The sequence below is a fragment of the Kribbella sp. ALI-6-A genome (assembly GCF_001984195.1).
GTDB lineage: Bacteria > Actinomycetota > Actinomycetes > Propionibacteriales > Kribbellaceae > Kribbella.
In genome coordinates, this window is record NZ_MTQN01000010.1 from 804,483 (window position 1) to 817,212 (window position 12,730).

Below are 12,730 nucleotides of genomic sequence, written 5' to 3' on the forward strand. Positions count from 1 at the left end.
AGACCGGCCGCGTCTCGAGCGTCCCCTGGCGGCGCCGGCGGCGTCCGCAGGGACTCCGGGGCGGCGTCCCGGGGACTCCCGCCCCGGCGTACCGGGGGCGGGAACGACGGAGGGGCGGTGACCCGGCCGAAGCCGGGTCGCCGCCCCTACGACTTGGTGCGTCAGGCCTTGCCGAGGATCCGGTTCAGGTTCGTACCGCACTCGGGGCACTTGGCCTTGGCCATGCGCGTGCCCTTGTCGTTGACCTTGACCTCGCCGTCGGCGGTGCGCTTGGCCTTGCACTTGACGCAGTAGAACTCGCCGCTCCAGGTCTCTGCCATGAGGGCCCTCTCCTTGCTCTGAATACCAGCCGGGGCATGCAGCCCCAGGCCGTCGTGGATGCTAACGGCAGACCGTCCTGCCGTAGGCCGTTCGGCCCAGTCGGGAATCACCCTACGGCAGGCTGAGCGTGGCTCAAGCGCACCTCCCGGCCCGCGCGCCGCGTGGAAACCCCTTTCCGAGATTCCGCCCGGCACGGAACAGGCTCCCGGAACTCCGCCCGCGGAACCACCCGGCTTCCCCTCCGAGTGGCCCCGGAAGCGATCCGGGAGCCTGTTGGACCCGACGCTAGAAGCCGGGCGTCCCGCTGGCAAGGCCGCGTTGTCCACCCCTGTGGATAACTCTGTGGGCAACCTGTGGGGCGCGCCGACGACCGCTGTGGACGGGCGGGGGAACAGGGTGTGAACAACACCTGTCCACGGATCCGCGAAAACCCTTCTGACCTGCGAAAACGTCTGTGCACAGGATGTGGACGCAAGAAAGTCGCCGGATTCGGGCGCTACGGTTTGCCTCATGGCCGACTCTCCACCGCGCCCGATCCCGCCGTACGTCGACATCCGGCGCAGCAAGCGGCGTAAGCGGACCGTGAGCGCCTACCGCGACGGCGAACGGGTGGTCGTGCTGATGCCCGACCGGCTGTCCGCGGCGGAGGAGGCGCGCTGGGTCGAGACCATGCTCCAGCGGCTCGATCGGCAGCGCAGCCGGTCCCGCGTGTCGGACGAAAAATTGTTGGCCAGAGCACACGATCTCGCGTGTCGCCACCTCCCGGAGGTGCCCGAACCTGCGTCGGTCCGCTGGGTTTCGAACCAAAACAGACGGTGGGGCTCCTGCACTCCGGCGGACCGATCGATCCGTTTGTCCACCCGGCTGCAGTCGATGCCGGCCTGGGTCGTCGACTACGTCCTGGTCCACGAGCTCGCCCATCTGATCGAGCCGTCGCACAACGCCGCGTTCTGGGAGCTGGTCCACCGCTTCCCCAAGGCCGAGCGCGCCGAGGGCTTCCTCGAGGGCGTTTCCGCCGCCGCGAACCTCTCGCTCGACGAGTTCTGAGCACCTTCCCGTACGACGTACGGAAAGGTCGGCGCACGGGGTCGGGTGTGGTTTTCCCCAGGGGTGGGGTGGGGCCTACCCCAGGGTGAACTCGGTGGTCTCCTGCATGGTGGCGACCCCCTGCCGACCGCCAGGCTGATGGGCATCGGCAGCGGTGGCGGAGGGGCCCCGCTGGCAGTGGTGCGCCAGGGGCGCAGAGGGGCAGGGAAGCCAGATGACTGGCCAGACAACAAGCCGGGCCGACCGCAGATCGAGGGGACCGCTGACGGTCCGCGCGGCGCGCTGGAGCGCCACGCACCCGTGGCGGGCGATCGCGCTGTGGGTCGCGGTGGTGGTCGCGTGCTTCGCGCTCGGCAGCATGACCGGGACGAAGGAGTCGACCAACGAGGGCGACATCGGCGAAGTGACCCGGGCCGACGACATCGTGAAGTCCGGCAACTTCGACGACCCCGACGTCGAGAGCGTGCTGATCACGCCGACGTCGGGCAGCCTGAACCAGGCCGAGGCCAACCAGGTGGCCAAGGTCGTGACGGAGCGGATGCGCGCCCTCGGTGGGGTCGCGGACGTCGCCCAGCCGATCCTCGCGCCGAACAAGGACGCCCTGATCGTCCGGGTCGAGCTGAAGGACGGCGACGACGAGAACCGGGTCCAGCCGCTGCTGGACACGACCGCCAAGGTCCAGCAGGAGTACCCGGGACTCAGGGTCGAGCAGGTCGGCGGCGAGTCGATCGGCAAGGCGCTGAACGAGACGCTCGGCGAGGACTTCAAGCGGGCCGAGATGTTCAGCCTGCCGATCACGCTGGCGATCCTGCTGGTCGCCTTCGGAGCGCTGATCGCGGCCGCCGTACCGCTGTTGCTCGCGCTGTCCGCGGTCGCCGCCGCGATCGGGCTCGCCGCGGCCGCCTCCCAGTTCGTCCCGGCGGTCGACGCGGTGAACAGCGTGATCCTGCTGATCGGCATGGCGGTGGGCGTCGACTACTCGCTGTTCTACCTGCGCCGCGAGCGCGAGGAACGCGCCAAGGGCCGCGGCCACGTCGACGCGGTCGAGATCGCCGCGGCCACCTCGGGGCACGCCGTCGTGGTGTCCGGTACGGCGGTGATCATCTCGATGGCCGGGCTGTTCCTGGCCCAGGACGCGGTCTTCTCGTCCTTCGCGGTGGGCTCGATCCTGGTCGTCGCGGTCGCCGTCGCGGGTTCGCTGACCGTGCTGCCGGCCGTGCTGGCCAAGCTCGGCCGCTGGGTGGACCGCCCGCGCATTCCGCTGCTGTGGCGCCTCACGGCCCGGACGTCGGCGCCGCGGTTCTGGCCGGCCGTCCTGAAGCCGGCGCTCAAGCACCCTGTCGCGACGCTGATGGTCTCCGTCGTCGCGCTGCTCGCGGTCGCCTCCCCGGCGCTCGGCATGACGCTGAAGTTCCCCGGCACCGAGGACCTGCCGCGCGACACCGCGGTGATGCAGGCCTACGACCGCCTGACCGCGGCGTTCCCCAGCACGGGCACCAGCCACGAGGTCGCCATCAAGGCGCCGGCCGACCAGCAGCCCGCCGTCCAGGCTGCGCTCACCGAGCTGGCCAAGCGGACCCAGGGCGACTCGCTGTACGCCGAGGACGGGCTGGAGAAGCCGCGGGTGTCGAAGGACGGCACGGTCACCGTCGTCGAGGTCGCCACGCCGTACGAGGGTGGCAGTGAGCAGGCGCGTGACTCGCTGGCCAAGCTGCGCAACGAGCTGATCCCGCAGACGGTCGGCAAGGTGCCGGGCGTCGAGCACGCGGTCGGCGGGTTCGTCGCCGCGGACGTCGACTACGCGGCGCACACCCGGTCGAAGCTGCCGCTGGTGATCGGGTTCGTGCTGCTGCTGACGATGGTCGTGATGATCGTGACGTTCCGGTCGGTGGTGGTCGCGGTGACCGCGATCCTGCTGAACCTGCTCAGCGCCGGCGCGGCGTACGGGGTGGTCACGGCGGTGTTCCAGAACACCTGGGCCGAGGGGCTGCTGGACTTCCGGTCGAACGGCGCGGTGGTGTCGTGGTTGCCGCTGTTCCTGTTCGTGGTGCTGTTCGGGTTGTCGATGGACTACCACGTGTTCGTGGTGAGCCGGATCCGCGAAGCGGTGCTGCGCGGAGTGCCGACCAAGCAGGCGGTGGCCGAGGGCATCACCGGCTCGGCGGGCGTGGTGACGAGCGCGGCGGCGGTGATGATCGGGGTGTTCGCGGTCTTCGCGACGTTGAGCACGCTGGACATGAAGCAGCTGGGTGTCGGCCTGGCCGTCGCGATCCTGATCGACGCGACGATCATCCGCGCGGTGGTCCTGCCGAGCGTGATGACGCTGCTGGGTGACGCGAACTGGTGGGCCCCGAAGTGGATGCGGCGCACGCCGGCGAAGCACGCGGTCACCCAGGCGCCGGAGGAGGAGCGTGAGCTGACCCCGGTCGGCTGACCCTGAGGAGAAAGTCCGAGCAGGCACTGTCCCCACGGGCCACGTGGGGACAGTGCCTTGTCACGTGGGGGATAGGTCTCACTCAGCGGGGGACTGACGGGCCCGGTGCGCGGCCGCCTTGACCCGGCTCTGGCACTGCGGTGAGCAGAACCGCCGCTGACCGTTGCGCGAGACGTCGACGAACACCCGGTCGCACAGCGGCGCCGCACAGACGCCCAGCCGGCCCGCCAGATCACTGCCCACCGCGAGCGCCAAGCCCGCCGCACACCCCGCGGCCCAGCCATTGACGAGCCCGTCGTCCGGCCCGTGGAAGTGCAGGCTCCAGCCCTGGTCCCGGCGGTCCAGCTGCGGCCGGGCGTTGGTGTCGAGCAGCAACGCGTTGATCTCCTCGGCCGCCCGGTCGAGATCCCCGGAGTGAGCCGCCTCGAAGACGATTCGCATCCGTCCCGCGAGTACCGCGAGCCGCCGCGCGTCGGCCGCTCGGACCGACGGCCGCGGGTAGCCGATCGCCGCCAGCGCGTCCATGACGGCCTCGGCCTCGTCCGCGGGCCCGTCGTACGGGATGCCGCCGGAGTGGCCGGGTGTCAGCCGGTTCACGTACTCGACGGAGGCCGCCAGTACGTTCCGGGTATGACTATCAAAAGATACTTGACCAGTCACGGCACTCCTCCGTAGGGTCGAACTCGCGTGACCGACCATACCCGTTTAGACAGTCATGGAGTCGGCGATGAGCACAACAAGTACCGTGGCCGGCCCATGGCGCGGACTGTCCCCGGCGGTCTGGATCCTGGTCGCCGCCCGCGCGGTCAACCGGATCGGGGCGTTCACGCTGCCGTTCCTCGGCGTCGTGCTCACCGTCGAGTTCGGCGCGTCACTCGGCCAGACCGGCCTGATCCTGGCCGTCTTCGGCGCGTCCACGATTCCGTCCCGCCTGCTCGGCGGTTATCTGGCCGATCGCCTCGGTCGCCGGCGTACGATCGTGCTCGGCCTGACCGGCTGCGCCACCGCGCAGACCTGGATCGCGCTGAGCTCGACGCTGTGGTCCGCGGTGTTCGCGACTGTCTTGCTCGGCCTGGCGTTCGAGATCTACGAACCACCCAGCCAGGCGACGATCGCCGACGTCACCGAGCCCGCCGACCGCCCAGCGGCGTACGGGCTGCTCGGCGCGGCGATGGCGGCGGCCGGCGTACTGGCTGGGCTGCTTGCGGCCGCGGTCAGCAACTGGGACCTGCGCTGGCTGTTCGCCGCGGACGCCATTACCTGCCTGGCCTGTGCCGTCCTCGTGGCGCTCGCGCTTCCTCCCGACGTACGGCGTGAGCGGGCGGAGGTGACCCGGGTCGCCGTGTGGCGAGACCGCCGGCTGCTCCTGTTGCTCCTCAGCGGCACGGTCTTCGCCACCCTCTACATGCAGGTGATCATCGGTCTCCCGCTCACCCTGCTCGAGCACGGCCTGCCGGAGTCCGGGACCGGCTTCATCCTGGCGGTGTCGGCAGTCACCCTGATCCTCGCCCAGCGCCTGCTGCGCCTGTCGCAGCTCGACGACTTCCGGTCGATCGCCATCGGCTACGGCCTGCTCGCAGCCGGTCTGGTCGTCACCGCGTTCGCCCACAGCCTGGGCGTGTTCCTGCTCGCCACGGTGCTGTGGAGCCTGGGCGATCTGTTCCTGCTGACGCGCTACCTCACCCAGGCGTCCGGCCTGGCTCCCGACCACGGCCGCGGCCGCTACCTGGCGGTCTTCGGCCTGAGCTGGGGCATCGCGACGACCATCGCGCCGCTGACGGTGACCCAGCTCCTGGAGTCCTTCGGCGCCGAAGGACTGTGGCTGACCAGCGCCGCGGTGGCCGCGGCGCTGGCCCTGCTGCAGCCGTGGTTCAGGAAGCGACTGGTTCCAGCCGGACCGTGAGGCCCTTGGCGACCGGGGTGTTGCTGCCCTTGGCGACGTCGTCGGCCGCCATCAGGACATTGGTCTCCGGGTAGTACGCCGCGACGCAGCCGCGCGCGGTCGGGTACGACACCAGCCGGAAGCGCGACGCCCTCCGCTCGACACCGGCGAACTCGCTGACGATGTCGACGTACTGGCCGTCGGTCAGACCGAGGTCGGCCAGGTCGGCGGGGTTCACGAAAACCACCTCGCGGGTCCCGTGGACGCCGCGGTAGCGGTCCTCGAGGCCGTAGATCGTGGTGTTGAACTGGTCGTGGCTGCGCATCGTCTGCAGCAGCAGGCGACCGGGCTCGGTCGGCAGCCAGGTCAGGTCGTTGGCGCTGAACTGCGCCCGCGCGTCGGAGGTGTGGAACTCGCGGTGGTCCCGGGCGGCGTGCGCGAGCAGGAAGCCGCCCTCGTTCGCCCGGAGCCGGTCCTCGAAGTTCTCGTAGCCGTCGCAGACCCGGCCGATCCGCTGCCGGATCAGGCTGTAGTCCTTGGCGAAGTCGGCCCACGGGATCTGCCCGATGTCCGGCACCAGCAGCTCGGCGAGTGCGCAGATGATGCCGACCTCGGACATCAGGTCGGGGCTCGGCGGCACCAAGTTCCCGGTGGAGAGGTGGACCGCGCCCTGGGAGTCCTCCACCGTCACCGACTGCGGGCCGAGCACGGTCCGGTCGTGATCGGTCCGGCCCAGCGTCGGCAGGATCAGCGCCTCCTTGCCGGTGACCGTGTGCGAACGGTTGAGCTTGGTCGACACGTGCACGGTCAGGTCGCACGCGCGTAGTCCGCGGTGCACGACGTCGGTGTCCGGGGTGGCCATCGCGAAGTTGCCGCCCATCGCGAAGAACACCCGTACGTCGTTGTCGCGCAGCCGCTGCACGGTCCGGGCCGCGTCGACACCGTGCTCGCGCGGCGAGGTGAACGCGAACTCCGCGTCCAGCTTGTCGTGGAACTTCGCCGGCATCTGCTCCCAGATGCCCATGCTGCGGTCACCCTGCACGTTGGAGTGGCCGCGCACCGGGCACGGTCCGGCGCCGGGCTTGCCGATGTTGCCCTGCAGCAGCAGCACGTTGACGATCTCGGTGATCGTGGCGACCGCCTCGCGGTGCTGGGTCAGGCCCATCGCCCAGCAGATCACCGTGGCCTTCGACTTCAGGAACCGCTGGGTGAACTCCTCGATCTCGGCCCGGGTCAGGCCGGTGGCCAGCTCGACGGCCGGCCAGTCGAGCTCCGCGTTGTGCTTGGCGTACAGGTCGTACCCGCTGGTGTGCCGCTCGATGAAGTCCTTGTCCAGCACGGTTCCCGGCGCCGCCGCCTCCGCCTCCAGCAGAAGGTGGCCGACGGCAAGGAACAACGCCTGGTCGCCACCGATCCGGATCTGCAGGTGCTGGTCGGCCAGCGTGGTGCCCTTGCCGACCCAGCCGGACGGGCGCTGCGGGTTCTTGAAGTTCATCAGGCCGGGCTCGGGCAGCGGGTTCACCGAGACGATGTCGGCGCCGTGCTTCTTGGCGATCTCCAGGTGGCTGAGCATCCGGGGCGCGTTGGTGCCCGGGTTCTGGCCGACCACGACGATCAGCTCGGCCTCCTCGAGCATCTCCAGCGTGACCGCGCCCTTGCCGCTGCCGATCACGCGGGTCAGCGCCGTACCGGAGGACTCGTGGCACATGTTCGAGCAGTCGGGGAGGTTGTTCGTCCCGTACGCGCGGACCAAGAGCTGGTAGAGGAAGGCGGCCTCGTTGCTGGTCCGGCCCGAGGTGTAGAAGACGGCGTCGTTCGGGTCGTCCAGAGCACGCAGGTGCCGGGCGACGACGTGCAGGGCCTCGTCCCAGCCGACCGGCTCGTAGTGGTCGGCGCCGGCCCGCAGCAGCATCGGCTCGGTGATCCGGCCGAGCTTGCCCAGCTCGAACTCCGAGATCCGGTTCAGGTCGTCGATCGAGTGCTCGGCGAAGAAGGCCCGCGGGATCCGCTTGCGGGTCGCCTCCCAGGCCACCGCCTTGGCGCCGTTCTCGCAGAACTCCGCCGCGTGCTTGCGTTTGTGGTCGGGGTCCGGCCAGGCGCAGGACGGGCAGTCGAACCCACCGTCCTGGTTCATCTTCAGGAATACCTTGCCGGTCCGCGCCGGGCCCATCTCGCGGAACCCGAACTTGAACGACGAGAGCACGGCCGGAACGCCGGCCGCCTTCTTCTTCGGCTGTTCGATGTCGACCATGGTTCAACCATAAATCTCTTCGATGAGAACGACTGCCGGTGATAGCCGTCGCTGCGGTTGCGGTCGGATGACGGCCGATAGCGGACAGATCTCTCGACAGCTTGTCGCCAGGCTGTCTAGCGTGCGATGGAAAGCGTTTGCCGCCCACGTCTCCGAGGAACCGCGCATGCTTTCTACCGTCCGATGGCGATCAGCCGCCGTCCTCCTGACCACCCTGACGCTGGCCGTCCCAGCGACCCAGGCCACCGGTGCCCCGTCCGAGCCGAGTCATTCCCGGCCGCAGCTGGAGAAGCTCGACCGCGGACTGGTCGCCACGACCACCAGCGAGGGGGTCTTCCTCAGCTGGCGGCTGCTCGGCCCGGAGGCGACCGGCCACTCCGCCCATGGACTGACCGGCACCGACTTCGCCGTCTACCGCGACGGCCGGCGGATCGCCACCGTCACCGACAGCACCAACTACGTCGACCCCAGCGGTACCCAGACCAGCAGGTACCGGGTCGTCTCACTCGTCAACGGCCGGGAGCGGGACCGCAGCGCCACCGTCACGCCCTGGACCAGCGGCTACCTTGACCTGCCGCTGCGCAAGCCGGCCGACGGCGTCACCCCGGCCGGCGAGACCTACACCTACGCCGCCAACGACCTGAGCGTCGGCGACGTGGACGGCGACGGCCAGTACGAGTACGTCGTGATCTGGAACCCGTCGAACGCCAAGGACGTGTCGCAGGTCGGCTACACCGGCAACGTGTACGTCGACACCTACGAGACCGACGGCACGCTGCTGCACCGGCTAGACCTGGGCGTGAACATCCGGGCCGGCGCCCACTACACCCAGTTCCTCGTCTACGACTTCGACGGCGACGGCCGGTCGGAGACGATGCTCAAGACAGCACCTGGCACCAAGGTCATCACCTACGACCGGTCCGGCGCGGTGAAGTCGCAGCGGTACATCACCATGCCCGCGGCGGATCGCCGAGCGGGCTACAGCCACCAGGACGACTACCGGGTCAGCAAGGCCGGCTACTACGACCATCTGGTCGACCTGTTCCTCCAGTGGCACGAGCAGCCGGAGGTGAAGAGTGGACAGTGGCCGGCGACGTTGGAGGCGGCCTTCGGCATTCCCAACCAGTACAGCTATCCGCTGTCGCGTGCTGACGCCAGTGCGCTCGTCGACCACTTCATAAACGTCTACGCCCCGGCCCGCAGCGCCAGAAATCAGCTGCGCGCCTTCGAGGGCTTCATCCTGAGCGGACCGGAGTACCTGACGGTCTTCCGCGGCTCCGACGGCAAGGAACTCCAGACCGTCCGCTACGAGCCGGGCCGGACCGACGACGGGCTTCGCTGGGGTGACTATGCGATGTCCCGGATCGAGCCGGGCAACCGGGTCGACCGCTTCCTGGCCGGAGTGGCCTACCTGGACGGCAAGCACCCGTCGGCCGTCTTCGCCCGCGGTTACTACACCCGGACGACGCTGACGACGTACGGGTGGAACGGGCACCGGATCACCAAGGGCTGGGCGATCGACAGCGGCTGGACGCCGATGACCAATCCGTTCAACGACAGTCCGCACGGCCGCGACGGCACCGATCCGACGTACGGGTCGATCACCACACAGGGGTTCCACTCGCTCAGTGCGTCCGACGTGGACGACGACGGCCGGCAGGAAATCGTCTACGGCTCGGCGACCATCGACGACGACGGCAGCGTGCTCTACAGCTCGAAGGACGTGCTGCCGCCGGGCAGTGCGAACCCCGGTGCGCTCGCCCGGCTCGGGCACGGCGATGCGATGCACGTGACCGACATCGACCCGCAGCGGCCGGGCAAGGAGATCTTCACCGTGCACGAGGGGGCTACCTCCGCGCCGTACGGGTATGCGCTGCGGGACGCTCGGACCGGCGAGGTGCTGTACGGCGAGTACTCCGGTCGCGACACCGGCCGCGGCATGGTCGGCGACATCCTGCCCGAGCACCCGGGGCTGGAGACCTGGGCAACGCGCCTCCGGACGGCGGACGGCGACGCGCTCGGCACTGCGATTCCCGGCACGAACCAGAGCATCCGCTGGGCCGCCGACATGACCACGCAGATCGTCGACGGCGCCGGCACCGTCACTCCGACCGTCAAGGACTGGCGGCGCGGCACTCTGCTCACCGCCACCGGCACGCTGACCAACAACGGCACCAAGGGCAACCCGGCGCTGGTCGCGGACATCTTCGGCGACTGGCGCGAGGAGCTCCTGCTCCGTACGGCGGACAGCAGCGCCATCCGGATTTACCTGAGCACCGAGCGCACGGACCGCAAGCTCTACACGCTGATGCACGACCCGCAGTACCGCGTCGAGGTGGCGCGGCAGCAGACGGCGTACAACCAGCCGTCGTACACCGGTTTCTCGCTCGCGTCCGACCTGGACTGGTCACGGGTGCCGCTGGTGCGGTGAGTGCGGGGGTGCGGCAGTGGGTACTGCCTGGCGATGAACAGCACGCCGATGGACCCACTGCCGGACCCCACCCGCGCAGGGCAGGACGAGTCGGTGAACGCGCCGCACCCCGACCCCGACCCGCCGAAGCGTGAGCGCTCGGCGTACGTCTGGCTGGCGGTCATCGCCGTCGTGGTGGTCGCGATGGTCGACCTGTTCCTTGCCTACGCGGTGATCGTCGCCAAGTAGCCGCACGGCACATTCCTCGCCGTCCAGTTGTGTGCGGCGAGCCCATGGTTGAGTGCTGGCCGGATTCCTAGAGTCTCGCCATGACCACACCACGTCGTGCCCTCGTCACCGGCGCAGCCTCCGGGATCGGCGCCGCCTGCGCCCACCGGCTCGTCGCCGAGGGGTTTCACGTCGTCGCGGTCGACTACGACGCCGACGGACTGGCGGCGGTGGCCGGCGACGGCATCGAGGCCGTGCAGGCCGATCTGTCCGACCTGGACCGGCTGGCCGACCTGCCGACCGACGTCGACGTGCTGGTGAACAACGCCGGCGTCCAGCTGGTCGCTCCGGTCGAGCAGTTCCCTCCGGAGCGGTTCGGCTACATCCTGCGGCTCATGCTCGAGTCGCCGTTCCGGCTGATCCGCCAGACGCTGCCGCACATGTACGGCCGGGGCTGGGGCCGGGTGGTCAACATCAGCTCGGTGCACGGCCTGCGCGCCAGCCCGTTCAAGGCGGCGTACGTCGCGGCCAAACACGGCCTCGAAGGCCTCAGCAAGGTCGTCGCGCTTGAAGGCGCCCCGCACGGCGTCACCAGCAACTGCGTGAACCCGGCGTACGTCCGGACTCCGTTGGTCACCGCCCAGCTCGCCGACCAGGCCGCCGTGCACGGCCTGACCGAGGCGGAGGTGCTGGACAAGATCCTGCTCGAACCGGTCGCGGTCAAGCGGCTGATCGAGCCGGCCGAGGTCGCCGAGCTGGTCGCCCTGCTCTGCGGTCCGGCCTCGGCCTCACTCACGGGGAGCTCGTTCGTCCTCGACGGCGGCTGGACCGCCCATTAAGGAGCCCTGCATGTCCACGTCCACAGAACCGGTCCGGAAGCGGACCCCGATCGCCCGGGTGGTCGGTGCCAGCCTGGTCGGCACCACCGTCGAGTGGTACGACTTCTTCTTGTACGGCGTCGCCGCGTCGGTCGTGTTCGGCGACCTGTTCTTCCCCAAGGGCGAGGAGCTGACCGGCACCCTGCTCAGCTTCGCCACCTTCGCGGTCGGCTTCTTCGCCCGGCCGATCGGCGGCGTGGTCTTCGGTCACTTCGGCGACCGGATCGGACGCAAGAACCTCCTGGTGCTGTCCTTGCTGATGATGGGTCTGGCCACCTTCGCGATCGGCCTGCTGCCGACGTACGCGCAGGTCGGTGCGCTGGCCCCGATCCTGCTCACCGTGCTGCGACTGATCCAGGGCTTCGCGCTCGGCGGCGAGTGGGGTGGCGCGGTGCTGATCGTGTCCGAGCACGGCGATCCGGCCCGGCGCGGCTTCTGGGCGTCGTGGCCGCAGGCGGGCGCGCCCGCCGGGCAGCTGCTCGCGAACGGCGTACTGGCGGGGCTCGCGGCCTTCCAGAGCGACGCGGCGTTCGACTCGTGGGGCTGGCGGATCCCGTTCCTGCTGTCGGCCGTCCTGGTGTTCGTCGGGCTGTGGGTGCGGCTGCGGATCGAGGAGTCGCCGCTGTTCCAGCAGGCCCGCGCGAAGCAGGAGCCGACCGAGCGGATCCCGTTCGTCGAGGTGATCACCAAGTACCCGCGGGAGATCCTGACCGCGATGGGCGCCCGGATGGCCGAGAACGTCAGCTACTACATCTTCACGATCGTGATCGCGACGTACGCCAAGGAGCACCTGGGCCTGGGCAAGTCGTTCGCGCTGAACGCCGTGCTGATCGCGGCGGCGATCCATTTCTGCGCGATCCCGCTGTGGGGCGCGCTGTCGGACCGGGTCGGCCGCAAGCCGGTGTACCTGTTCGGCGCGGCCGGGGTCGGGATCTGGGCGTTCGTGTTCATCGCCTTCGTGGACACCAAGAACTTCGCCCTGGCCACACTGGCGGTCACCGTCGGCCTGATCCTGCACGGCGCGATGTACGGGCCGCAGGCAGCGTTCTTCACCGAGTTGTTCGGCACCAGGGTTCGGTACTCCGGGGTCTCGGTCGGCTACCAGCTGGCCTCGATCGTCGCCGGCGGGCTGGCGCCGTTCATCGCGGTCGCGCTGCTCAAGGCGTACGACTCGGGCTACGCGATCTCGATCTACGTGGCAGTGTGTTCGGTGATCTCGCTGATCGCGGTCACCAGCTACGGCGAGACCAGCAAGCGGGACCTCGCACAAGTCTGAGGA

At 69.6% G+C, this 12,730-nt stretch carries 10 protein-coding genes; 7 read left to right on the top strand and 3 right to left on the bottom strand.

The genetic code is table 11. The annotated features are described in order from the left end of the window. Positions 1–161: 161 nt before the first annotated feature. Positions 162–320 (bottom strand): DUF5679 domain-containing protein, encoded by a 159-nt coding sequence (locus BWI15_RS39440; RefSeq protein ID WP_012922897.1) that lies wholly within the window; start codon positions 318–320, stop codon positions 162–164. A 511-nt stretch (positions 321–831) separates the two neighbouring features. Between BWI15_RS39440 and BWI15_RS18185 the strand changes: the two genes are divergently transcribed. Then, on the top strand, positions 832–1,368 hold the full coding sequence (locus tag BWI15_RS18185) for a M48 family metallopeptidase (protein ID WP_077015572.1): 537 nt from the start codon (positions 832–834) through the stop codon (positions 1,366–1,368). Between the two features lie 214 nt (positions 1,369–1,582). Beyond that, complete coding sequence (locus BWI15_RS18190; RefSeq protein ID WP_077015573.1) at positions 1,583–3,802, top strand: MMPL family transporter; 2,220 nt, start codon at positions 1,583–1,585, stop codon at positions 3,800–3,802. A 78-nt stretch (positions 3,803–3,880) separates the two neighbouring features. Here BWI15_RS18190 and BWI15_RS18195 read toward each other — a convergent pair whose 3' ends face one another. Then, a complete protein-coding gene (locus BWI15_RS18195) occupies positions 3,881–4,399 on the bottom strand; it encodes a CGNR zinc finger domain-containing protein (RefSeq protein WP_237771339.1) in 519 nt (172 codons plus the stop codon). Between the two features lie 130 nt (positions 4,400–4,529). Here BWI15_RS18195 and BWI15_RS18200 point away from each other — a divergent pair, with 130 nt between their 5' ends. Further along, positions 4,530–5,705 (top strand): MFS transporter, encoded by a 1,176-nt coding sequence (locus BWI15_RS18200; RefSeq protein ID WP_077016072.1) that lies wholly within the window; start codon positions 4,530–4,532, stop codon positions 5,703–5,705. On the opposite strand, the gene BWI15_RS18205 is transcribed toward BWI15_RS18200, so the two are convergent. Then, the gene (locus tag BWI15_RS18205; RefSeq protein ID WP_077015575.1) at positions 5,674–7,935 is read right to left on the bottom strand and encodes an FdhF/YdeP family oxidoreductase; all 2,262 of its coding nucleotides are present in this window, start codon (positions 7,933–7,935) and stop codon (positions 5,674–5,676) included. The two genes, BWI15_RS18200 and BWI15_RS18205, sit on opposite strands and share 32 nt — an antisense overlap. Positions 7,936–8,101: 166 nt before the next feature. On the opposite strand from BWI15_RS18205, the gene BWI15_RS18210 reads away from it, so the two are divergent. The 4 genes from BWI15_RS18210 to BWI15_RS18225 all read left to right on the top strand — a co-directional run bounded on the left by BWI15_RS18210 (position 8,102) and on the right by BWI15_RS18225 (position 12,727). Continuing rightward, positions 8,102–10,366 (top strand): rhamnogalacturonan lyase, encoded by a 2,265-nt coding sequence (locus tag BWI15_RS18210; protein WP_077015576.1) that lies wholly within the window; start codon positions 8,102–8,104, stop codon positions 10,364–10,366. 33 nt (positions 10,367–10,399) lie between these two features. Further along, positions 10,400–10,594: a hypothetical protein gene (locus tag BWI15_RS18215; RefSeq protein ID WP_077015577.1), complete on the top strand. Its 195-nt coding sequence runs from the start codon at positions 10,400–10,402 to the stop codon at positions 10,592–10,594. 80 nt (positions 10,595–10,674) lie between these two features. Next, positions 10,675–11,412 (top strand): SDR family NAD(P)-dependent oxidoreductase, encoded by a 738-nt coding sequence (locus tag BWI15_RS18220; protein ID WP_077015578.1) that lies wholly within the window; start codon positions 10,675–10,677, stop codon positions 11,410–11,412. A 10-nt stretch (positions 11,413–11,422) separates the two neighbouring features. Further along, positions 11,423–12,727 (top strand): MFS transporter, encoded by a 1,305-nt coding sequence (locus BWI15_RS18225; protein WP_077015579.1) that lies wholly within the window; start codon positions 11,423–11,425, stop codon positions 12,725–12,727. Positions 12,728–12,730: the final 3 nt, after the last annotated feature.